The sequence below is a fragment of the Pseudomonas sp. PNPG3 genome (genome assembly GCF_023093815.1).
Classification (GTDB): Bacteria; Pseudomonadota; Gammaproteobacteria; order Pseudomonadales; family Pseudomonadaceae; genus Aquipseudomonas; species Aquipseudomonas asiatica.
In genome coordinates this window covers 13,521-36,754 of record NZ_JALLKV010000009.1, presented here as the reverse complement: position 1 = coordinate 36,754, position 23,234 = coordinate 13,521, and the positions used below count along the sequence as shown (strand labels likewise).

The window sequence follows — 23,234 nt, the reverse complement described above, 5'->3', positions numbered from 1 at the left end:
GGCCGTTCAAAGGTCGGCCGGCAATGGCTGCTTCAGCCACTTTTCGGCATTGCGGTCGAGGCTGCCGTCGGCCTTGGCCGCATTCAGAGTGGCGTTGACCTTCTCGAGCAAGGCCGGCTCCTGCTTGGCCAGCCCCACGTACACTGGCGAGTCCTTTAGCTTGACCTTCATGACCGGCACCTTGTTCGGGTTCTTCTCGGCAATGACAGCCATTACCACGCTGCCGCTGGCGATCAGCTCGACCTGGCCCGACAGGTAGGCGGCGATGGTCGAGTTGTTGTCCTCGAAGCGCTTGATGACCGCACCCTGAGGGGCGACCGCGGATAACTCCATGTCCTCGATCGAGCCACGCGTGACACTGATGGTCTTGCCGGCAACGGCACCGATATTGTCGATCGACGTCTCGGCCGGCCCGAACACTGCCAGGTAGAACGGTGCGTAGGGGCGGGAAAAATCGATCACCGCTTCCCGCTCCGGGTTCTTGCCCAGGCTGGAAATCACCAGGTCGACCTTTCCGGTAGTGAGGAACGGAATGCGGTTGGTGCTGTTGACCGGGGTCAGCGCCAGCTTGACGCCGAGCCTGTCAGCCAGTAGCTGCGCGGTGTCGATGTCCAGGCCGCGAGGTTTGAGGTCCGGCCCCACCGAGCCGAAGGGAGGGAAGTCCTGGGGTACGGCTACCTTGAGCACGCCCCGGGCAGTGATGTCGGCCAGCGCATCGGCCTGGGCGTGGGAAACGCTCATGACGCCGCCACAAACCAGGGCGGCCAGAAGCAAGGAACGGATGTTTTTCATGGAAAATGCCTCGGGTGCATGCGAAGAAGTTGCCTAGCCCGAAAAGCACAGGCCGTGCCAGTGTTGCCCGGCAGCCCCGGAATACGCTTTCGCCCCTTGGCATCACGCGGTCTTACTGGTCTGAACAGCTAGCGCCTACCCTCTGCCATCGCCCCCCTTTCGTGCAGCCACCTGCCCCGCTGCGTCAGCATGGGGCGATACTTGCCAGGCAACCGGTAAAGCCTTTAAAAAGCGCAGACCCCTTGCCAGCTGGTCTGAACAGATGCTCGACACACTCCCCCGCGCAGTTCCGGAAATCGCCTTGCAGGCTATCCGCAAACTGATCCAGGAAGGCGACTACCAGCCCGGTGATGCCCTGCCCTCCCAACGTGACCTGGCAGAGCAGTTGGGTGTAAGCCGCGCCTCCCTGCGCGAGGCGCTGTCCTCCTTGAGCGCCTTGGGGCTGGTGAGCGTACAACCGGGCAAGGGGGTATTCGTCCAGGCGCCGCCATCCGCCACCGGCTTCTCCTGGCCCTATGCCGAACAGGTATCCGCCGTCGATACCTTCCAACTGCGCTATGCACTCGAAGGGTTTGCCGCCGGCTTGGCGGCGCTGTACCTGACGGCAGCGGACATCGATGCGCTCGAAGCCAATGTCGAGTCGATGCGCCAGGAGCTGCGCGCCGGCAATTTCGAGGCCGCAGCGCGCCTGGACTTCGCCTTTCACCGCCGCCTGCTGGAAGCGAGTGGCAACCACGCCATGCTGCAGGTGATCACCACCAGCCAGGACATTTTCCTGGAGAGCCAGAAGTTGCCGTTCATTCGCCCTGAACGCGCCATGGAGACCTGGCAGGAACACCGCAAGATCCTGCGCCAGCTTGCCCGTGGCAACCAGGCCGGGGCACAGCGTGCAATGCAGGAGCATATCCGCAACGCGGCATCGCGCACGAACGTGGTGTTCCCATGTTGACTGGTCAGCCAAACACCGGAATACCAGGCCAGCGACCCCGTGCATGACAACACACGGCAACATCACCCTCACAGGGTAAGTGGAAAGGCTTCAGCATTGACCTGAATCAGTCAAACGCCATGGGCGGTGTTGTAAACAGCACACCAAACATATGGGAATGCAGTTTGATGAGCGAGTCCAACCTGGCAACCAGAATTATCTGCAACAATCTTGAACTGGCCGATCAATTGCGCCAGTTGTTGGCGCCTGTAGCACCCGATTGCGAGGTGCTGAGTACGCCTGGCAATTGCAGCGTGGCCCCGCTTTGCCGCTGGCTCGGTGAAACCCAGTTGGGCTCGGCTGGGCAGATACAGGCTGCCTTGCTGGATGCCACCGAGGTTCTCGAACAGACCCGACACGCCTTCAAATCCCGCGAACTGGGGCTGCTGCGGCGACGCCTGGTTGCATTGCTGGATAAATTGTCGGAAGATCCCCAGTGATGTGAATGTGCCATCACCAGGTTCCGCCCTGCGGGAACCGGCTTTGCCGAGCAGGATAATAGGCCTGAAAGACGAAGCGCCGTGACAACAAGTTCTTGAGCAGAACTTGTTGTCACGGCGCTTTTTTTTGTTCAGCAAAAAGGAATCTTCTCCAACACCGGGGGATGTGAATGAAGGTGACAAAAGACCTCGAGGAATTAATCAAGCGTATCCGTCTCGACCATGCGGAGATTGTCGAACGTTTTCGCTTTCTCGACTGGAGCGCCGAAGATGCCAGACGACTAGGCGTAGCAGCTCAGTACATGGCCCCGTCCCAGCAAGCTTTCGTCGACCATCTGTACCGTCACCTGGCGGAATTTTCCACGCCGTCCGCGTTGCTTCGCACGCCGGAAGTCACCGCCCGTTTGAAGCAGAGCCAGGCTGAGTATTACCAGCGCTTGTGGAGCGGCCCCTACGATGAAACCTACGTCAACGGCCGCCTGCGCATCGGTGTGATCCATCAGCAGATCGGCCTGGAGCTGAAGTGGTATCTCGGCAGCTATCGGCTTTACCTCGACGACATGCTTGAAAGCGTGTTCGGCGACAGCCCGGATGCCACGCTGTATTCCAGCCTGTTGAAGGCAGTGTTCTTCGACATGACGCTGGCCATCGATACCTACAGTGCGGCCCAGCACAAGGCGCTGGAAGATAGTGAGGCTCGCTTCGCCCGCGCGCTGCGCGGTGCCAACGACGGGCTGTGGGACTGGCATGTCGATCAGGACCGGCTTTACGTTTCAGAGCGTTGGGCCAGCATGCTTGGCCTCAGCCGCGACAGCATCGGCGAGAGCAGTTCCAGTTGGTTCGGTCGCGTGCACCCGGACGACCTGCCCGATTTTCGCCATGCCATCGATGCCCATCTTCAAGGGCAGACATCATCCGTTCACCACGAGTACCGTATCCGCAAGCACAACGGCGACTACATCTGGGTCCTCGTGCGAGGGGTCGCCGAAATGACCAACCCTGGCGAGCTACGCATGGCTGGCTCGCAGTCTGATATCAGTGCACGCAAGGATGCCGAGCAGCGCCTCCAACATACCGCCCAGCATGACCCGTTGACCGGCCTGGCCAACCGCATCCGGCTTGACGAGCAAATGCAGAAGACCTTCAGGAAGCAGCGCAAGGGCGGTGACTACGAAGCGCTGCTGTTCATCGATCTGGACCGTTTCAAGTTGATCAACGATAGCCTCGGCCACAACGTCGGTGATCGCGTGCTGGTGGAAGTGGCAAGGCGCTTGAAAGAGTCGCTGCGCCCCACTGACCAACTGTTCCGCTTCGGCGGAGACGAATTCATCGTTTTGCTTCACGACCTCACCTGCGACCGCGACGCCGAGCAGATATCCCAACGCATCCTCGACAACCTGCACCAACCGCTGCACATGGACGGTCGAACCCTGGTGGTCAGCGCCAGCATCGGCATCGCTCCGTTGCACGACAATGGCAAAGCCCTGGATGTGCTGCAGGCTGCCGACCTTGCCCTCTACCGAGCCAAGTCTGCCGGCAAGGCGCGGTACGCCCACTACGACGAAACATTGCAAGATACCGCGCAGCAGCATCTGGAACTGGAATCCGCGCTAGGCCAGGCACTGCAACAGAATGAATTCGAACTGTACTACCAACCGATCTATCACCTGGACCAAGGGACACCTCTGGTGACCGGGGTCGAGGCGCTGTTGCGGTGGCGCCATGGCGAACGTCTGATCTCGCCACTGGAGTTCATCCCTGCGCTGGAGGAATCGGGAGAGATCATCCGCGTCGGCGAATGGGTACTGCGCCAGGCCTGTCAGCAGGCCCGGGCCTGGCAACTGGCCGGGCATGAGCGCCTGCGCTGCTCGGTGAACATTTCCAGCACGCAATTGCAACAAGCCGACTTCACCCTCCGGCTGATCGATATCCTGCAAGAAAGCGGCCTGCCTCCCGCCAGCCTGATCCTGGAGATCACCGAAAGCCAACTGATGCATGACGACATGGACACGCTGGCCTGTCTGCATGAGCTGACCAGCCTTGGTGTTCTGCTGGCGCTGGACGATTTTGGCACGGGTTACTCCTCGCTCGGCTACCTCACGCGCTTTCCGCTGCACATCCTCAAGCTCGACAAGAGCTTCATCACCGGCGTGCCTTACGAGAACAAACAGAGCGCGATCAGCCAGGCAATCATCGTTCTCGGCCATAGCCTCGGCCTGGAAGTGGTGGCCGAAGGCATCGAGAGTTCGGCGCAACTCGAATTCGTGGTCGGTGAAGGCTGCCACTACGCCCAAGGCTACTGGTTCAGCCGGCCACAACCCGCCGCTCAGATACAACACCTGCTCAGCACAGAAGACCGTTTCGAAGGAAGCGCAGTTACGCGGCGCGTACCTGTCAGTTCAGGAGAAAAACAATGAAAAACAATCTTCCGGTCAGTGGTCGTGCCGTCGAATTCAGCGCAAACGCGAACATTCTTTCAACAACCAACCCAAAGGGCGCCATCACTTACGTCAATCCCGACTTCATCAACATCAGCGGATTCAGTGAAGCCGAATTGCTCGGCGTCAATCACAACATCGTGCGCCACCCGGACATGCCGCCAGAAGCTTTTGCGCATATGTGGCAGACACTCAAGGATGGGCGCTCGTGGATGTGGGAGGTCGCGCAGGGGCTTGGACTACGCCACGGCTTGATCCAACCCGTGCACGATGGCGCCAGGCAAAGCAGCCTGGCGCTGTTACGGCCACATGTGAGTCTTTCGGTACAGGAGCTCTATCAGAAAGCTGCGCAGATCATGTGGCTGAGTGAACGCCTGCACTTGGCGGCAACTCAAGGGGAGCAGCACTCAGCTACGCTCACGAGCCTTATGAACCTTCGTGCGCATTGTAACGAGTAACCTGGAGCCAGCCATCGGACGCTATCATCGGCCTGCAGTAGGCCTACCGACGGTCCGCTACCGCCACAGTGTGAGCAAACACCTCAATCAACTTGAGGCTGGGAAGGCCACGCCGCTTCGAGGCCAGCACGAGCGCCATAAAGGCGGAGCCATGAAATTAGCGAGCGGTGCACAGCAGTGATGGCAAACATCTACCGCTCAACACCTGGATGCAATAGTGGCTTTGACTGAAACGAAAAAAGACGCCGAAGCGTCTTTTTTCAATGATTTACAGACTTCCATGGAACCCTGTAAATCTATATTTGGAGCGGGAAACGAGACAAGAATCTATCTCCTAACTCTTTGATTGTAAAGAGTTTTCCGCAACCACCATGTCGGCAGCGGACGCAATTATGGACTTGTTTGGAGGAGCAAGCAACCCCTGTTTCAATTTTTTCTCTAAGGCGAGCCAAGAGGCGCTACCGGCTTCCGCTCGCCCTATTCCCCCTGAATGATGGGAGAGCTCCTCGACCGCCAGGGGATCGTCCCTTCCCCGCCAGCACCTTACGGCCCAACGGATGACGCTTTTCTGCGAGTGAGCCTAACGAAATGTCTCTGTGCTGATGATCCCCAATGTCTACTTTTCTACTCATGGGGCAAGCGCCAGTAATCGCAAGGAACCTCAATGAGCATTTTTCTGCAAACGACGGCCCCGAAGGTCCGACCACGAGGTTGAATGATGGCGTTCTGTTCCTATGGAAAACACCACAGCACAGTAAGGAGGCTGCTGTATGAGGATGCGTCACCTTCGCTACTTCCTGGTCGTCGCCGAAGAGCTGAGCTTCTCGCGGGCCGCTGCAAGGGTCCACATTGAGGCCTCCCCACTATCCAGGGCCATCAAGGAGCTGGAGGCCGAGTTGGGGGTTCGTCTGTTCCAGCGGACCAGGGGGCGCATCCGCCTCACGTGGGCGGGTGAGGTGTTCCTGGAAGAAGCCCGCCGAATACTCGTCTTCATGGAAGGCGCTCGAACTCGCGTGCATTCTGCAGCGCGAGGTTACCGGGGACGGCTGCGCATCGGCCTGACCGACAGCCTCGCACAACCGCGACTGACCCGGCTGCTGGCCCGCTGCCGGGAGGAAGAACCTCTCACCGAAGTGAAGATCGTCGAGATGACGGTCAGCGAGATGGTCAAGGCGTTGCGGCACGACCAGATCGACGCCGGCTTCACCGTGCATACCGAACTGAACGACGGGTACGTGAAAGAGGTCGTCTGGACGGATCGCCCCGCCATCGCCATACCCCGGAATCACCCCCTCCTCTCCCTGGAAAAGATTCCTCTCGCAGAAATTGCCCGCCACTCGTTGATCCTTTGCGATCCCGAACGGTGCTCGGGTGGATACGACGTCATCCGACGCTGGTTCTGCCAGTACACACTGCCGCAGCCCTCGATATCCGAATATGTTTCAGGGCACGAACCGATGATGATGCTGGTTGCAGCAGGCTATGGCATTGGCGTTGGGCTGGCGTCACAGGTCACTCTGTACAATCACCCGGATGTGATCATTCGCCCTGTCACAGACGACGTACCGAGCACGGCGACGTTTCTCACCATGCTTGACAAGCCGCGCTCCGAAGAGCTAACCAGGTTCATTGCCCGAGCCCAGGAAGTTGGCGAGTTGGCAACCGCTTCATAAATTTTCCCGATAGTGATCAGTATGACCCTGGCCTACGCCGCCAGGGTCGTGTTCTTTTCGTCACGCCACGGACCGAAATTGTCGCTCCATCGCCGAATAACCACGGTTTCTCGCCACGCGTGAAAGTGGACGGCCTCCAAGATTGATGCCAGACGGAAGATGAGAACCCCTCCTACTTTCCCCCGACTTTTTTTGTCATCCAGGCGACAAAAAAGCGCAGTCAACAAAACCTGTTAGCCCTGCGACAGGTACTTTCCATTTTTGATCTTGATCAAGTTCAAGGCGCAACGAATAGTTGAGCGCGTACGGGTCGGCTTGACAGTGTATGCCATCAAATCAGTAGGCAATCGGTTCCGTCCGATGTAACGGCGCTCCGATAAATCCGGTGGTCAGCACGATCCGATTGTTTGATGCGTTCAATGGAGTGACGCTCATCTACTACGGGTCACATCCATGAGTGCTGCCAAGCATTAAGGAGTGACCACCATGTCCACTGAGCATGCCCCTGTTGCGGAGCGGCGCATCCTCCGCCGCGCCGAAGTTGAAGCCAAAACCGGATTCAAGCGCGCACATATTTACAACTTGATGAAAGAAGGCAAGTTTCCCAAGGCCTTGCGCTTGGGTGTTCGTGCGGTCGGCTGGGACTCCGCCGAAATAGACAACTGGATCACTGAACGCCTCAAAGAGCGCGTTTGACGCCGCTCCACCACTGAAGGGGAGCGAGCCATGCAAGTCATTGCGATCATTTCGACGAAGGGCGGAGTCGGTAAAACAACCGTCGCGGCCAACCTGGGCGGTTTCATTGCCGACGCGGGACAGCGGGTGCTGATGATCGATCTGGACGTGCAGCCCACGCTGTCGTCCTACTACGAACTCGCCCATCGTGCGCCCTGCGGCATCTACGAGCTGCTGGTGTTCAACGAGCAAACGCTGTCGGAGCTAGTATCGCACACGGTGATCCCAGGGCTGGATGTGGTGCTATCCAACGATGAGCACCAGCAGTTGGGAACGCTGCTGCTGCACGCGGCCGATGGGCGCCTGCGGTTGCGCAACCTGCTGCCGCTGTTCCGGCCTCACTACGACCTGCTGCTGATCGACACCCAGGGCGCTCGCAGCGTCCTCCTGGAGATGGCCATGCTCGCTGCGGACCTGGCCATCTCCCCCATCACTCCCGAAATCCTGGCCGCCCGCGAATTGCAGCGAGGCACGCTGCAGCTCATCAATGCGATCGCCCCGTACCGCTACCTGGGTATCCAGCCGCCACCGCTGCAGTTGCTGATCAACCGCGTGCCCGCAGTTTCCTCGAACGCCCGCCTGGTCCAGCAGACGCTGCGTCTGATCTTCCGGAAGCACAGCGAGATCCAGATTCTCCGCACCGAAGTGCCTGCAATCGAAGCGGTCCCTCGCGCCGCGACGTCAGGCCAACCCGTACACCGGGTCGAATACCGGCGCCCGTCCGGACGCCAGGCGCCGGCGGCCTTGGAGACGATGCGCTCGCTGGCCAGCGAACTTTTCCCGCAATGGCAGGAGCAGTTTGTCGGCGTGACCGGCCGAACCGGTGGGAAACCATCCCATGAGCGCCCATGAGCTGTGCCGCGACCACAAGCGGTTATTGCCGCTGATCGAATTTGCCCTGAGTGAAGGCTGGGAAGTCGGCCGCACCGGCGGCGGCTACCTGAAATTCACCAAGCCTGGCCTGCCGCCAATATTCACCAGTTCGACAGCCAGCGACTACCGCTCCAGTCAAAACGCCTGGGCACGTCTATGCCGCGCCACGCGTAACCTGCCGGGAGGTGGAAATGGCTGACGTCACGCCGCAAGAAATGGCGGGCAAACTGCTTGAGGAAGGCTTCTCGCGCAGCGGTCCCGTCGCACAGACACTCAGCGACCCGATCGTCGAAACTCCGATGATCGTGACGTTGGACGAGTTGTTCCCGTATGAACTCGATCCACGCATCACGCGCAACCCACTCTACGACGAAATCAAAGCGTCGATTCGCGAGCGCGGCCTCGATGCACCACCCTCAATCACGCGCAGGCCCGGTGCGGATCACTACATCATTCGCAACGGCGGCAATACCCGACTATCCATCCTGCGCGAACTGTGGTCCGAGACACGGGACGAGCGCTTCTTCCGCATCCCGTGCCTGTTCCGTCCGTGGCCTGAGCGCGGCGAGATCGTCGCGCTCACCGGGCACCTGGCCGAAAACGAACTGCACGGCGGACTGACGTTCATCGAGCGCGCGCTTGGCGTCGAGAAAGCTCGTGAACTCTACGAGCAGGAGAGCGGCAAGCCCTTGTCGCAATCCGAACTCGCCCGTCGCCTCAGTGCCGACGGATACCCGGTCCAGCAGTCGCACATCAGTCGCATGCAGGACACCGTGCGCTACCTGCTCCCGGTGATCCCCACGGTGCTGTACAACGGACTGGGGCGGCACCAGGTCGAACGGCTGTCGGTGTTGCGCAAAGCCGCTGAATTATCGTGGGAGAAATACGCGAGTGGGAGACCGTTGTCGACGGAGTTCGAGACGCTGTTCCATGACGTCCTCGCCCCCTTCGATGCGCAGCCGGAGGCATTTTCTATTGGGCGTGTCCGGGACGAACTGATCGGCCAGATGGCGGACGCCCTCGGCGCCGACTACAACGCACTGGAACTGGAAATCGACAGCACCGAGCATCGCCAGCGCGCGGTGAGCAGCCCGCCGTCGACGCCAGCCGACGATGTTTCTGGCTCAATCGCGATCAGGCCCCCGACCACACCGAAGCCTGCACCTGCACCAGCACCGGCGCCAGCGCAGGACGGCGCCGCCGCGGCGCAGCTACCAACGCCACCGGATGCTTCCCCCTCGCCGCCACCACCATCAGCTACGCAGGGGCAGATGGCAGAAGCGCCACCGCAAGATGACGCCAGGGCGCGCCTGCAGGACCACATCGTCTCGCCCGCCGCCACCACCGAGCGCCTGCAGGCCATCCAGCAGCTGGTCGCCGATCAGACCGGCGAGCAGTTGCCGGTGTTCGCGGACACCGTACTGCAAGCCATTCCGGTGCAGGTCGGCGGGCTGTTTCCGATCACCGACATCTGGTTCATCGAGCCTGGGCTGGATTCTCCGGATCGCCTGCGCATCCACATCGCGCAGTTCGCGCAGGAAATCGCCGAGGAGGCCGAGCTGATCGACCGCATCGAGCCGCTTGATGCCGGCATCGGTTTCACGTGCGCGGCTCCCGAGCAAGCCAAGACTTCATCGGCGTTCGGGCGCATGGTGCTGACGCTGCTGCACGGGTTGAGCCTCCATTACGACGTCGAGCCGCAGGGCGACGTTAACCTGGGCGCTCTGCTCCTGGGGAGCGACCTCCATGATGCGGGAGCTCCCCTTCGCCTGAGTGACAACGGTTTGGTCAAGTTTTTCCGTTTAGTGAGACTGGCACGTCGACTGCTCGATCTGGAGACCAACCCAGACGACGCCGGCGACTGAACGGGCCGGAGGCAACCATGTCGGCACCTCATCCGCTGAATCAAGCTGTCGTCGCTCAAGCCTTGCATGACCTGCGTAACGGCCAGCTGCGCCGTTGCCTTGCAATGGGGTTCAGCGAGCGCGAACTTGACGTGCTGAAGCAGCCCGCGCTGGTCAGCTTGCTGGCCAACGCCCAGGTGCCGTGGTGCTCTGTCACGGTGAATACCGACGTCCTGTGGCGCCTGGTCGGCCAGTTGAACGACATCGAACAGGAGATCGCAACCGTCGATCGCATGCTGCGGCTCGGGGCCAGTACCGAGATGGTCAGTAAGTTCTACGGCCTCACGCACCAGGAGGTAGCGCTGAGGCGCGACATCATCGGACTGCCCAAACGCAAGGGTCGGCATCCTGTCCTGAACGAGAAGCAGGAGACGACGCTGTGGAAGCACTGGAAGGCTGGCGTCGACGAGCGCCATATCTCCCTGGACGATGACGCCGCGATGCTGTCGCTAACCATGGATCTCGCCGAAGTGCTGTCACTGCCCATGTCCGTGATCTGGGCCGCGATAAAAAGCTGGATCGATGATGGTCTGGTGTGAGCCATGGTGCCGCCAAGCTCACGACCGGCAGGCCCCACCTCGCTTTCAGCGCTGCTCGACGATGCCCTGCGGCAGCTCGCGCCCGCAACGAACTCTGCGCCAGCGAGCGACGGCTTTCTGTACAGCGGCAGTCGCCAGGAGAGCGTGCCTCGCGCGCTGTTTCTCGACCGCCGCCTAACTCCGCTGGAACGCAACGCCTGGCAAGTATTTCGACTGCTACTCAATAGCGATGGGGTCACCGCGTTCCCTACCTACGATCAGCTCCGCCCCTACCTTGCGTCGACCCCCTGCGCGGAACAGGCTTCGCACGAAACCGTGGCGCGGGCGCTGACGCTGCTGCGCCTGACGCGCTGGCTCAGTCTCGTGCGCCGCCGGCGCGATCCGAAGACCGGCCGCATCCGGGGCAATATCTACGTTCTGCACGACGAACCGCTCACGCCCTTTGAGACGATGCAGCTCGACCCAGAATATCTGGGGCTGGTCAGCCATGCCCTGAATCACGCCAGCAAGGCCATTCAGCGGGTCGGCTACCACGCTATCCAGGAACTCACTGAAGACCCGATGCTCTGCAGCCGCACGCTACCAACACGCCTGCAGGTGCTTGCGCAGCGCCTGGCTCAGGGCGGAATGGCCGCGCACGAAAGTTATCCACAAGCACAGACTTCCCACGACTCCGAAGAAGGCGCCGAAGAAGGCGCCGACGCCTTTCTTCGGAATGGTGAACCGCTGCCTTCGGATTCCGAAGCAGGTGCGGAAGCCAGCAAAATCGGCCCTCTTCGGAATCCGAAGCAGGACCGTACTGAAGTACTGAGTACTCGTATAAATAATTCAGTACGTACAGTACCGCGCGCGCGAGAACTCCAGCACCTGCGGCTGCCCGAGCGCTTTCTTGCGCTGAAGTGCGAACAGCAGGCCGGCGCGTTGGTAGCCCTACAGCAGGTCGAGGCCGAACAGCAACAAGCCGTGCTCGACGAGTGGGAAGTGCGTTGTTGCGACAGCCACGTCCGCAACCCCGCCGGCTATCTGTTCGGGGTCATTCAGAAAGCCATCCGTGGCGAGTTCAAAGCATGGGCGGCACCGGGGCGCAGCAACCCCAGTGCCCCACCGTCAGCAACCGCCTCCCGACCAGCCAGCCCTGAAGTTGTTCAAGCGCACTTGGCGAGCCTGCACGCCCTCTTGAACCGGAAATGACGCGACGGCATACCGCGATGGATTTCCATAGCGCTATCCCCTGGGGATAGTTGCAACAGACACCCTTCCGCGCAGCAAACCCGGCTGGCGTCAGATGCGGTTTGTCAACTGACTGCCTTCCGTCCGCTTCGCAAGCTGGCGACTCATTCCCCTACGCGAGTCGCCCTCATGGCCAACGACGAAAAACCTCTCCAGCTCAACCTCGGGGCACTGCGCAGCTCGATGGCATTGACGCTGCACACCCACCACGCCTCCCGCATCTGGCACGGTCGCGCCGCAAGCGACGGCAAACCCGGCATCGTCGGTCTGAACGGTTTCATCGCCATCGCCAACAAGATCAAGCGGGGGGCCGAGCAGGACGATCCGTACAGCGATTGGTGGATGCTGCGGATCGAAGAAAAGCTGGCGCAGACCAAGGACACGCTGCAGGAACTGCGCGATCAGGTCGACCTGGCGCTGGCCGACGTGCCGCCGGCGCTGTCACTCGGCGAAAACCTGAACGTCCAGCCGGTCAAGCTGCCGCTGTTCGTCAATGCGCAGCTGGGATTCCTGGCGGTCTATCTGCTGGCCGACTACGACGACCTGGCGCGCAAGCTGATCCTCGCGCATCACACCGCGCTCATCGACCGCAGCACCCTCGAACGCTGGCTCAACGAGGGCGCCCACACGCTGCGCAGCCTGTTCTCGCTGGCGCAGCAGTATCGGTTCTCAGGCTGCACCAGGGACGACTTCGCCGCGCGCAATGCCGCAGCCCGGGCGGCCATCGAGAAATTCGGGGAATTGCCCCAGGACGTGCTGGAAGGCACCCGACGCTCGCGCTACGCCCCTCCGATCGTCCGGCGCTCCGCCCTCGCAGCCTCCACAAGCCATGACGTGGACGACGACTTCCCGACCGAGGGCATTGACGCCTCGGCGACGGAGACGGAAGACAGCGGGGATGCGCCAGCATGACGACCACCCCGACATCTGCGGCAGCTCGTCGCTACTATTCCCTGGAGCAGGCCGACTTCCAGCGACTGGAACACGCTGCCTATCTAAAAGGCCTTTTACGTCCCTTTCCTTTTAAAGGTAAGGGGACGCTTACCGAGTGGGCCAGCCAGTGCCGCACGCTGCGCGACGACTTGATCCAGCTGGCGCAGCGGAGGGTGCTGGCGCAGGCCGCCGCTTACCCCTTCCGCCTGTTGCCCGTTGAGTTGGCCCAGCAGACGACTGGTGCGGGAACCGTGTTTCTCCGCTGGCGCAGGCCCGACCGCTCCGCCATGGGCGTGGCGCTGTGGCAGGCGCTGATCACCAGCTCCAACACACCCGACCCGCTGATCGACGACCTCTTTGCCATGGAGGTCGATCGCATCGTTCTGAACATGCAAATCAGCCTCCTCCACACACTGGGCCGCCAGGCCCAGGCCTGCGCCAGCAAAGTCGCCCTGGCAGAATCGAGCTACCTGCAGCGTGTCAGCAAACACGCTGCCCCCACCGGCACCACCCACCTCGAGGAATCATTATGAGCACGCACTTCACAGGCGAAGGGAACATCGGCTCTGCGCCAGAATTCAGGGAGTTTCCGAACGGCAATGACGAACCACGGCGGCTGCTGCGCCTGAACGTGTATTTCGACAACCCCGTTCCCACCAAGGACGGATTCGAGGATCGCGGCGGTTATTGGGCTCCCGTGGAGCTGTGGCACCGCGAAGCCGAGCACTGGCAGTCGCTGTATCAGAAAGGTATGCGGGTGCTGGTGGAGGGGCGCACCGTCCGCGATGAGTGGGAAGACGCCGACGAGAACGAACGCGTGACGTTCAAGATCGAGGCTCGGCGCGTCGGCATCCTGCCTTACCGGCTCGAAGCCGTGAAGCTGAGCCCGAAACAAGCTGGAGAACCGCCAGAAGCTACGGGCTGAATCCCAGCAACAGCCGTCGGTGGAACTATCCCCTGGGGATAGTTCCACCGAGTTCCACTGAGTTCCAGCGCCCCTGCATAACAAAGCTTCTGGTGATCAAACTACTGCCAGCTCATACACTCCACGCCCTGCTGATCCTGATTCACGTACACCGCACCGATAGCGGCATACCTGCCGATTTCTCCACTCGCTCGTCAGCGCTCCGCAGCAATGCAACCTGGTGTTTGCCGATGCCGCGTTGTTTGCTGCCGCATACGCGCCTGACGGGAATGCTGTGGGTCATCGATGACCACACGCCCCGGAGGCTGTATGCGCGTGTTCCTCTGCGAGAAACCGTCCCAGGGCAAGGATATCGCCCGCGTCCTGGGTGCCGGCCAGCGCGGAAGCGGCTGTTACAGCGGAGCGGGCACCGTCGTGACATGGTGCATTGGTCACCTGGTCGAAGCGGTGCAACCAGAAGCCTACGGCGAGCAGTACAAGCGCTGGACCATCGAGCAGCTTCCCATTATTCCCGAGCGCTGGCGCGTCGAACCGAGGGCCACAACCGCCGCGCAATTCAAGATCGTCAAGCAGCTCGTCGGCCAGGCCAGCGAGCTGGTGATCGCAACCGATGCGGATCGCGAAGGCGAGATGATCGCTCGCGAGATCATCGACCTGTGCGGCTATCGCGGGCCGATCCAGCGGCTGTGGCTGTCGGCACTCAACGACGCGAGTATCCGTAAAGCGCTGGGTGCGCTGAAACCGTCGAACGAGACGTTGCCGCTGTACTACTCGGCACTCGCTCGCAGTCGTGCCGACTGGCTCATTGGCATGAATTTGAGTCGCCTGTTCACCCTGCTCGGGCGCCAGGCCGGCTACGACGGTGTGCTGTCGGTCGGGCGGGTGCAAACACCGACGCTGGCGCTGGTGGTAGCCCGCGACCGTGAGATCTCGCGCTTCGTTCCGGTGCCGTTCTGGACCGTCGAGATTGCGTTATCGGCGGGCGGGCAATCCTTCCTCGCCAACTGGATCGCACCGGAGGGCTACACCGACGACACCGGCCGCTGCCTGCAGCAGGCGATAGCGCAACAAGCTGCCGATCGCATGCGCGTTGCTGGTAGCGCCCAGGTGGTTTCGGTCGAAACCGAACGTGTGCGCGAAGGCCCACCGCTGCCATTCGATCTTGGCACCCTGCAGGAAGTGTGTTCGCGCCAGTTGGGCCTCGACGTGCAGGAAACGCTCGACATTGCACAGGCCCTCTACGAGACGCACAAGGCGACGACCTACCCGCGCTCAGACTCCGGCTACCTGCCCGAAAGTATGCTCGCCGAGGTGCCAGCTGTACTCGCCGCCGTGCTCGCCACCGATCCCAGCCTGAGCCCATTGCTCGATCAGCTCGACCGTACTCAGCGCTCACGCGCCTGGAACGATGGCAAGGTCTCGGCCCACCACGGCATCATTCCAACCCTGGAGCCGGCCAACCTGTCAGCAATGAGCGACAAAGAGCTGGCGGTCTATAAGCTGATCCGCGCGCACTACCTCGCACAGTTCCTGCCGCATCACGAGTTCGACCGCACCACTGCGCAGTTGCTGTGCGGTGGTCAGAGTCTGCAGGCCATCGGCAAGCAGGTGATCATCTCCGGCTGGCACCAAGTACTGGCCGTACCGGAAGTGGACGACGCGGATGGTGAGTCGACAGCGCGCAGCCAAGTGTTGCCGGCCATGCGCGAACGGCTGTCCTGCCAGGTCGGCCTCGTCGATCTGAAGGCACTCAAGACGCAACCGCCAAAACCTTACACCCAAGGCGATCTGGTCAAGGCCATGAAGGGCGTCGCCAAGCTGGTCACTGATCCCCGGTTGAAGCAGAAGCTGAAAGAAACCACAGGCATCGGCACCGAAGCCACGCGCGCCAGCATCATCAAAGGCCTGCTCGACCGCGGCTATCTGGTCAAGAAAGGTCGTGCCGTTCGCGCCTCAGAAGCGGCTTGCACGCTCATCGATGCGGTGCCAGCAGCCATTACCGACCCCGGCACCACCGCCGTCTGGGAGCAAGCCCTGGACATGATCGAATCCGGCAGCATGACGTTGAATACTTTCGTCGAGAAGCAATCCATGTGGATCACCCAGCTCGTGCAGCAGTATCACGGCACCGCCCTGTCCATCAAGTTACCCGAGGGGCCCGCCTGCCCGCTGTGTGGCAGTGCCACCCGTCAACGCACCGGCAAGACTGGTCCTTTCTGGTCCTGCCGCAACTATCCCGATTGCAAAGGCACCCTGCCCATCCAGCAAGCCAGCGCAAAACGCAGCGCGACACGCAAGCCGCGACAGGCCTCAAAATAGGTCGAGGCCCCACCTCCCCCATCGTATCGATCACAGTCGATGCGCATACCTCGCGCCCGCGAGGAACCCAGCACGCACCATCCTTCTGCAACGTGTGCCCGTCGCCGGCGCTTCGCTGGTTTGACGAGAAGGCGGACTCATCCGCAGCCCGTATCTCACGGACATTCTAATCGGCTGATTTTTCGTTCCGAAGGGTCCCCTGGTGCCTTGTCTCGATAGCCGGGCGAGCCCCCAGGAGACCCTTCGGGTCGAACGGTATTCAGCGCCGGTGCCCGCCGGCGAAACAACGGGTTCCTTTTGTGCGCAGATGCGTGCCAAAGGATTTCGACCCCAGCCACGACAAGGGTCGAGTGCAATCGCTGCAACAGCGGATGGCTTCGACGACGGCCACTCCCTGCATCAATTCACAGGTGGTTTCTTCCTCGACAGCCGAAGGCCCAGGCCCTCGGCACCTTTCTCCTGCCTATCCGAGCCGGTTCGGCGAGCGCATCGCCGCTGGGACCATGAACAGGAGATAACCACATGCACCCTCAACCCCACACGCCCCCACTGCAGTACGGCAGCGTCTGCAGCGGCATCGAGGCCGTCAGCCTCGCCTGGCAACCACTCGGTCTGGAGCCAGCCTGGTTCGCAGAGATCGAACCGTTTCCTTGCGCAGTCCTCGCCCACAACTACCCCAACGTCCCCAATCTCGGAGACATGCAGCAGATCGCCGCCCAGGTACTCGCCGGCACAGTACCGGCACCGGACATCCTGGTCGGTGGAACACCGTGCCAATCGTTCAGCATCGCTGGTGCCCGCCATGGGCTGGACGATCCGCGCGGTGCCCTGACCCTCAGCTATGTGGAGCTCGCAAATGCCATCGATCAAGCCCGTCTCGAAACCCGCCGCCCACCGGCAGCGCTCGTCTGGGAAAACGTACCAGGCGTCCTTAGCGACCGAGGCAATGCCTTCGGATGTCTCTTGGGCGCACTGGCCGGCGAAAGCAGTCCGCTCGAGCCGCCAGGGACCCGGTGGACGCACGCAGGTTGTGTGTTTGGACCCCGCCGCCGCGTTGCGTGGCGGCTGCTCGACGCCCAATATTTCGGCGTCGCCCAGCGCAGGCGAAGAATCATTCTTGTGGCAAGTGGTCGAGAGGATCTCGATCCCGCCGAGGTACTTTTTGAGTCAGACAGCGTGCGAGGGCATCCTGCGCAGAGCCGCGCACCGTGGCAAGAGTTTGCCACTTCTGTTGCATCTTGCTCTGCTGAGTCAGTCGACTATGCCCACCTGAACCAGCCCTACGGCAAGATTTTGGTGTCCTTTGGCTTCGGTGGCGGCAACACCACGGGGCCGATTGACGTCGCCGCCTGCCTGACGGCACAGGCCGGCACTAAAGGCGATTTCGAGACCGATACCTTACTTGTTCAGTCAGTCACCGGCTCCATCAGCCATACCCTCAATACAGCGAACAATGGCAAAGGCTGCAGTGAGGATGGCACTGGTCGCGGCATTCCGATCATTGCCTTTACGGCCCAGGACTTCGGGGCAGATGCAGCGGCGAACCTGGCACCTACCTTACGCACGACGGTGATGCCGGCCATCGCATTTGCGCAGAACTCACGCGGAGAGCTGCGTTGGGAATCTGGCCACAGGCAAATCGCCGGGGCGTTGTCTACCGGCGGCGGCAAACCCGGCCAGGGCATGCCGATGGTGCTCAGCGTGGCTCTGCGCGACCGTGAGCATGGCCTGGCCGCTGAGCCGAGGGATGGTATCTCATCGACGTTGCGGACCTGCAATGGTGGCGGCGACAAAGGCTACGTGCTGGTACCCAGCCACGAAGTGCACTTTCACTACGAGCAGAACGATCCCTGCTCAGAGAACTGGCTACAGTGGCGCGTGCGGCGGCTGATGCCGATGGAGTGCGAGCGGCTACAAGGCATGCCCGACAACTACACGCTGATCCCGTACCGTGGCAAATTGGCTACAGATGCCCCGCGCTATAAGGCGATCGGAAACTCAATGGCGGTGCCCTGCATCGCCTGGGTCGGGCAACGGCTGCTACAGGTGCTGACATGACCGCGCCACCATGGCCGGGGCGATCGTACAGTTGATCTTCAACGGCAGCGGCAAACTGCAGGAGGTCACGGCCTGACCTGTCCCATGAACGCTCCTTCGGGAGCGTTCTTTTTTCCCGCCAGAACACACCAGCATGCACCGCTCGCTCCCTCCTTCAATCAGAGGGCTGCCGGTTTCCCATTGCCCGCTGACGCACTCCCCTAGCCGCTCGAAGCTGCTCCCCATGTGTCGTCGACCTCGGTCGACATCATGCCCGCAGCACGGGTCCCCAGCTGCACCGTGGAATTCTCCGCGCCGACCCAACCAGTTCGTTTCGCACCGTTCCTACGGATGAGCGCCCACGGGTGCCGGTGCTTCCACTTCAACCGGGAGGTTTTCATGTCCCATGCGTCTTCACCCGCCCCACTCAGCGTCGATCAGGCTCGCGCCGAATCCGTCGGCTACCTGGCCTTGGCCCACCTTGGCGAGCGCCGGCCCCTTCAGGTGCTACGCAGTGGTGCCGGTTACTACATCGGCACCGCCGACGAAGATGGTCCGGTATCGCGCGAGTCCGTCGAGTACTTCCGTTCGTTTCACACAGCCAACCAGGCCCTGACAACAGGCGACTGGCAACAGCGCCTCCAGTCCTGACCCCTACCCATCGGGAGCACATCATGAATCAGTCTTTACCCCAAGACGTACTTGATCAGATCGCGCGGGAAATCCTGCACTTCGACAATGCACCAACAGCCTTTTTGGGAGCCTGGAAGCGAGGCATCCAAATCGCAGGTGTCGAGTGGTTCGGCGACAGCACCCACGAAGAAATGCAACAAGCCAAGACCAAGTGGGAGCTACGGCCGAACGTACTGAGGCTCAATGACGCCCTAGGCGTTCTGAGCGGCAGACAACGGATGTTTCTCTCCGCGATGGTCAGTTTTTATAACGCCAGTGAAGGTGGCGCGATGCTTAAACGCTGCCAATTCGAGGGACTTGCCGACCTCGGCGGTCTCGATCTGGAACGCCGCAAGGTCATCGCCGATCTGGTGCTGCACTACGACGGCTGGTGAGCCTGCTCTCAGCCTCCATTTTTCCCAAGCCCCCGAGGGACATACGTCCCTTGGGGCCATGTCCCTCCGTATTTTTCGATAGGAGCGACAACATGAACATCGCGCTGTATCAAGCGTAAGGGTGCGCCCGGCTCTCTCAGCTCCTCAGCGAGGGGCTTTTTCTTGCTTTGAGAACGGCCAATGCGGTGGCAGCCGGATTCGCTTTGCCACGCGCAAACCGACAGCCTGCGCACCATCGTTGCCGCATGTTCGCCGGCGTCGCCGGCAACATCCCAGGCAGTCGAGACCTTAAAGACTGCGATGCGATTCACCGCATCGGTTGCACTGTTATCCGGCGCATGTCGCGCCATCCAGCCCTCAAGGGATATCCTCCCTTGCGGGCGGGAGTCCCTTGTTTTCCATCAAGGAGTCTCCAATGGATACCCAAGCCATCCGCGCACAAATGCCCGTTCTGGTCGCCGGTCATGTTCCCCGCAATGTCCGCACGTTCAAGTTCAATATCTTCGACGGACAACCCAAGGTCTCGACACTGGGCTTCCACATCGATCCCAAACCCTTCGAGGGCAAGGTAATCGCCGACACCGGCGATGCCATCGTCGTCAAGATCGGTCGTGCCGAGTTCGCAGTGCTCGATCGCACATTGCTGACCGAAGTGCCAGGCGAAGGCACCAAGGTGCAGATCCAGCCGTATGTCCGCCGCCGTTTCGACGGTCTGCGCGCGGATACACCGGAAGAACGCACCGAGTACACCGCAGACGGCACGCCCTATACGGTGCAAACGCACATCCTCGGTTCCGCGCCGGCCAAGCTGCCGATCCCGCAACCACGCTGCCTAGAGTTGCAGGAGCTCATCAACCAGCTCGAACAGTTGCCTGCTCCCGATGGCTTCCGCTGCATCACCCACTTACTGGTGGATGCCGGCGCACGGGACTTCTCCGTCGTCGACCCTCTGCCCGACGACATCATCAAAACACCTCCAGCGATCAGCTTCACTGTTGCCACAGCAAAGTTCCAAGGTCAGGTCATCGTGTTGTACGAGCGTGCCGACGACCTCTACGCGATCGAGCTGAAACGCGACGGAGAACTCGTCGAACGCATCGATCAAGTGTTCTTCGACTCGCTCGGGGAAACGCTGGAGCAACTGATCGACGATGGAAGTTGGCGACGCATCCACGTGCAGCACCTGTCGGGGAGCAAACCCACCCAGCACTGACCACGCAGCTTCTCGTCCTTGCCGCAAGAAGCCCCTCATCCATAAATCAGGAGATCACATCCATGTCTCTACGATTCAAAGGCGCGGACCTGCGCCCAGTGCTTGCCGAGGCGGTTGCCAATCAGTGCCGCGTGATCCTGGTCAAAGACCAGGGCGTGTACTTCCTTGCCGAGCGGGGCGAACACCGGTCCGATGGACGCCAGACGTTGCTCGCCTATGCGGTCGGCTGCAATCCAGACATTGATCCATTCGATGACTGGTGGGAGTTGGCAAGGACCGAACTCGGCGGCGATGACTTCGGCGAGGACTTCGACCCGAAAGCCAAGGTTTTCGGACACATCCTGAATAGCGAGGACGACCTGGAGTTGTCTGCCACCGCCACCCACTTGTCCCTCAAGCCAGTGCCACCAGCACCAGGCGGCAACTGACCTCTCCCCCACAGCCCCCGTTCGCGGGGGCTTCTTCTGTTCGCAGCGCCCCTCGCGCACTCCCCGTCTCCAGGCCGCACCGGCCTCCCTCGCCGGTTGACGCCGGCCCGCCCCAGGAGACGTCCGCATGCGCGACCCATTCAAGATCGAGCACCCCACCTGCATCAGTTTCAGTGGCGGCCGCACCAGTGCCTATATGCTCTGGCGCGTGCTGCAGGCCAATGGCGGATTGCCCGCGAATACCGTGGTCTGCTTCGCCAATACCGGAAAGGAAGTCGAGGCGACGCTGCGCTTCGTCCGCGAATGCGCCGAGCGCTGGAAAGTGCCTATCCATTGGCTCGAATACCGAACCACGGAAGCTGGATTTGCAGTGGTAGATTTCGCCACCTCCAGCCGAGAGGGCGAGCCGTTCGAGGCGTTGATCCGCCACCGCCAGTATCTACCGAACCCTGTGGCCCGCGTCTGCACCACCAGTTTGAAGATCCGGCCGATGCACAAATTCGTGCGCAGCCTCGGCTGGACGGAGTGGGATCAGTTCATCGGTATTCGCGCCGACGAGCAGCGCCGGGTCGCTAAAATTCGCGCGCGAGGTCATTCCACCGAGTCGGCCAGCGAGATCATGTGCATGCCGCTGGCTGAGGCCGGCATCACGGTGCATGACGTGATCGACTTCTGGCAGTCCCAGCCCTTCGACCTGCGGCTGCTGAGCATCAACGGCCGCACACTGGAAGGGAACTGCGACCTGTGCTTCCTCAAGCCCCAACGCCAGCGCCTGGCACTGATCAAGGCCAGGCCCGAGTCGGCGGAATGGTGGATTCGCATGGAGTCGCTGAATCTTGCCAGCAAGCCGAGCGGCGCTAGATTTCGCGCCGACGGCCCCACCTACGCCGAGCTGGCACGCTTCGCCGCCAGCCAGGGTGACCTGTTCGACCCCGCCGACGAGCCCATCTCCTGCTATTGCGGAGACTGACGAATAAGGTCAACGGCAGCTGCCGATTCTCCCTGGCCGGAAGATTCGCGTAGCGCCAGGCTCCCCTCATGTTCCGCTGACGTTGTCAGCGACATGCCAGGCAGCTCCGGTCTTCAAGGCTGCCCACGGTTTCCCCCGTGTGACCGACCACGTTCGCACCGCATCCCTCGCGCGAACGACTACTGGCTTGCCGGTAGTGGATGCAGATGTTCCTCAACCCATCGCGGGGTTACGCACCTCCCCGCAGTGGGTCGGTGTGTCTCCGTGTTCTTGTTTCCAAGTCAGGAGATCCACCATGACCAGCACTACTTCCAACCAGAAGTCGTACTTTGACATCCACACCTCCGGCATCGGCTACATCCAGCGTGTCCGTGAGGTTCAAGGAAAGGCCGGACGTAAAGGCCCACCATCCCTTTGGTGTACCGTCGCAGCGCTCGTCGGGCCTGCAACAAACCCGTTCAAGCGTTACTTCGACGTGCGGGTTTCCGGTGCCGAAGCCAAAAAACTCGTCCAGCCCTATGTCGGCATCGATGATCACCAGCAACGGCCTCTGGTTCGCTTTCGCCTCGGCGACCTCTGGGTCGATCCGTTCATCCGTCCCAGCGGCGAGCATAAAGGCAAGGCCGCTGCCAGTCTCAAGGCACGCCTGCTGATCGCCGAGCTGATCGACCGCGCCGAGTTGGCTCAGGTCGAGCAGTATGAGCTGATCACCCACGGTATCGGCTACCTGAGAGATCCCAAGGACCTTCCACGGACGGCTGGAGGTTCGCGCCTGTCGTGCTGCATCGCAGCGCTGACCGGCCCGGTCGACGTTCCCACTGGAGAGCGGGAATACCGCTACATCAACACCACCGTCACCAATGCGGCGGCCCAGGAGCTGGTACGCCTCTGCGTCCTGCCCGTTGAAGCCAAACAGAAGGTGCTGATTGCCTTCAGGCTCAACGATATGCAAGCCAGTCCGTACATCCGTACCCAAGGCGAGAAGGCAGGCCAAGCGGCGGCCTCACTGGAATCCGAGCTAATCCATATCGGCCTTATCAAGGTCGATGGCAAGCAGGTACACCCGCAGGAGTCCGAAGCTCCCGTCACCGAAGACGCACCTGCGCCCGAAGAAACCGTTATCGCCGAAGACGACAGCGAGCATCCGCAACCCAGTGTCCCCGTGCAAACGCCTGTCGAGGAGCCCGCTCGGGCGGCTTCGCTCTAGTCCTTCAAGGTCCATCCCAGGGCTTTTCCATCCACTCAGGCACGCCACCTGGTTCCCGACCAGGT

22 protein-coding genes and 1 pseudogene are annotated in these 23,234 nt (G+C 61.4%); 22 read left to right on the top strand and 1 reads right to left on the bottom strand.

Translation table 11 applies throughout. The features are described from left to right. Positions 1–6 precede the first annotated feature (6 nt). Positions 7–792 carry a transporter substrate-binding domain-containing protein gene (locus MJ643_RS08840; protein WP_013973355.1) on the bottom strand — a complete coding sequence of 262 codons (786 nt, stop codon included), beginning with the start codon at positions 790–792 and terminating at the stop codon, positions 7–9. A gap of 262 nt (positions 793–1,054) precedes the next feature. Between MJ643_RS08840 and MJ643_RS08835 the strand changes: the two genes are divergently transcribed. From MJ643_RS08835 to MJ643_RS08730, 22 genes and pseudogenes are all read left to right on the top strand, one after another. Continuing rightward, entirely contained in the window at positions 1,055–1,741 is a 687-nt protein-coding gene (locus tag MJ643_RS08835; RefSeq protein ID WP_013973356.1) for a FadR/GntR family transcriptional regulator, read from the top strand. 167 nt (positions 1,742–1,908) lie between these two features. Beyond that, on the top strand, positions 1,909–2,220 hold the full coding sequence (locus tag MJ643_RS08830; RefSeq protein WP_013973357.1) for a hypothetical protein: 312 nt from the start codon (positions 1,909–1,911) through the stop codon (positions 2,218–2,220). 170 nt (positions 2,221–2,390) lie between these two features. Then, entirely contained in the window at positions 2,391–4,637 is a 2,247-nt protein-coding gene (locus MJ643_RS08825; RefSeq protein WP_013973358.1) for an EAL domain-containing protein, read from the top strand. Continuing rightward, positions 4,634–4,873 (top strand): annotated as a pseudogene (locus tag MJ643_RS08820) (PAS domain-containing protein); the annotation flags it as partial. The gene MJ643_RS08825 and the pseudogene MJ643_RS08820, both read left to right, overlap by 4 nt. A 1,013-nt stretch (positions 4,874–5,886) precedes the next feature. Beyond that, complete coding sequence (locus tag MJ643_RS08815) at positions 5,887–6,789, top strand: LysR substrate-binding domain-containing protein (RefSeq protein ID WP_247726768.1); 903 nt, start codon at positions 5,887–5,889, stop codon at positions 6,787–6,789. Between the two features lie 486 nt (positions 6,790–7,275). Continuing rightward, on the top strand, positions 7,276–7,485 hold the full coding sequence (locus MJ643_RS08810; protein WP_172441127.1) for an AlpA family transcriptional regulator: 210 nt from the start codon (positions 7,276–7,278) through the stop codon (positions 7,483–7,485). A gap of 30 nt (positions 7,486–7,515) precedes the next feature. Then, positions 7,516–8,376: a ParA family protein gene (locus MJ643_RS08805; protein WP_172441128.1), complete on the top strand. Its 861-nt coding sequence runs from the start codon at positions 7,516–7,518 to the stop codon at positions 8,374–8,376. After that, on the top strand, positions 8,363–8,596 hold the full coding sequence (locus MJ643_RS08800; RefSeq protein WP_172441129.1) for a type II toxin-antitoxin system HicA family toxin: 234 nt from the start codon (positions 8,363–8,365) through the stop codon (positions 8,594–8,596). Before MJ643_RS08805 ends, MJ643_RS08800 begins: the two co-directional genes overlap by 14 nt. Beyond that, positions 8,589–10,262, top strand: coding sequence for a ParB family protein (locus MJ643_RS08795; RefSeq protein ID WP_247726767.1), 1,674 nt, complete (start codon positions 8,589–8,591; stop codon positions 10,260–10,262). The genes MJ643_RS08800 and MJ643_RS08795 overlap by 8 nt, the downstream gene beginning before the upstream one ends. 17 nt (positions 10,263–10,279) lie before the next feature. Next, positions 10,280–10,840, top strand: coding sequence for a DUF2857 domain-containing protein (locus tag MJ643_RS08790; protein ID WP_247726766.1), 561 nt, complete (start codon positions 10,280–10,282; stop codon positions 10,838–10,840). A 3-nt stretch (positions 10,841–10,843) separates the two neighbouring features. After that, positions 10,844–12,031: an STY4528 family pathogenicity island replication protein gene (locus tag MJ643_RS08785; protein WP_247726765.1), complete on the top strand. Its 1,188-nt coding sequence runs from the start codon at positions 10,844–10,846 to the stop codon at positions 12,029–12,031. Positions 12,032–12,199: 168 nt separating this feature from the next. After that, the gene (locus MJ643_RS08780) at positions 12,200–12,982 is read left to right on the top strand and encodes a PFL_4669 family integrating conjugative element protein (protein WP_247726764.1); all 783 of its coding nucleotides are present in this window, start codon (positions 12,200–12,202) and stop codon (positions 12,980–12,982) included. After that, complete coding sequence (locus MJ643_RS08775; RefSeq protein WP_247726763.1) at positions 12,979–13,536, top strand: DUF3158 family protein; 558 nt, start codon at positions 12,979–12,981, stop codon at positions 13,534–13,536. Before MJ643_RS08780 ends, MJ643_RS08775 begins: the two co-directional genes overlap by 4 nt. After that, positions 13,533–13,928 carry a single-stranded DNA-binding protein gene (locus MJ643_RS08770; protein ID WP_247726762.1) on the top strand — a complete coding sequence of 132 codons (396 nt, stop codon included), beginning with the start codon at positions 13,533–13,535 and terminating at the stop codon, positions 13,926–13,928. The genes MJ643_RS08775 and MJ643_RS08770 overlap by 4 nt, the downstream gene beginning before the upstream one ends. Before the next feature lie 309 nt (positions 13,929–14,237). Beyond that, positions 14,238–16,247 carry a DNA topoisomerase III gene (locus MJ643_RS08765; protein ID WP_247726761.1) on the top strand — a complete coding sequence of 670 codons (2,010 nt, stop codon included), beginning with the start codon at positions 14,238–14,240 and terminating at the stop codon, positions 16,245–16,247. 522 nt (positions 16,248–16,769) lie between these two features. Next, complete coding sequence (locus tag MJ643_RS08760; protein WP_247726760.1) at positions 16,770–18,305, top strand: DNA cytosine methyltransferase; 1,536 nt, start codon at positions 16,770–16,772, stop codon at positions 18,303–18,305. A 378-nt stretch (positions 18,306–18,683) separates the two neighbouring features. After that, positions 18,684–18,935: a hypothetical protein gene (locus MJ643_RS08755; protein WP_172441138.1), complete on the top strand. Its 252-nt coding sequence runs from the start codon at positions 18,684–18,686 to the stop codon at positions 18,933–18,935. Positions 18,936–18,958: 23 nt separating this feature from the next. Further along, complete coding sequence (locus MJ643_RS08750; protein ID WP_247726759.1) at positions 18,959–19,351, top strand: hypothetical protein; 393 nt, start codon at positions 18,959–18,961, stop codon at positions 19,349–19,351. A gap of 415 nt (positions 19,352–19,766) precedes the next feature. Further along, positions 19,767–20,564, top strand: coding sequence for a GTPase (locus MJ643_RS08745; protein ID WP_247726758.1), 798 nt, complete (start codon positions 19,767–19,769; stop codon positions 20,562–20,564). A 62-nt stretch (positions 20,565–20,626) separates the two neighbouring features. Further along, positions 20,627–20,992 carry a DUF3085 domain-containing protein gene (locus tag MJ643_RS08740; RefSeq protein ID WP_247726757.1) on the top strand — a complete coding sequence of 122 codons (366 nt, stop codon included), beginning with the start codon at positions 20,627–20,629 and terminating at the stop codon, positions 20,990–20,992. 127 nt (positions 20,993–21,119) lie between these two features. Further along, on the top strand, positions 21,120–21,962 hold the full coding sequence (locus tag MJ643_RS08735) for a phosphoadenosine phosphosulfate reductase family protein (RefSeq protein WP_247726756.1): 843 nt from the start codon (positions 21,120–21,122) through the stop codon (positions 21,960–21,962). A gap of 295 nt (positions 21,963–22,257) precedes the next feature. Beyond that, positions 22,258–23,169, top strand: coding sequence for a DUF3577 domain-containing protein (locus MJ643_RS08730; RefSeq protein WP_247726755.1), 912 nt, complete (start codon positions 22,258–22,260; stop codon positions 23,167–23,169). Positions 23,170–23,234: the final 65 nt, after the last annotated feature.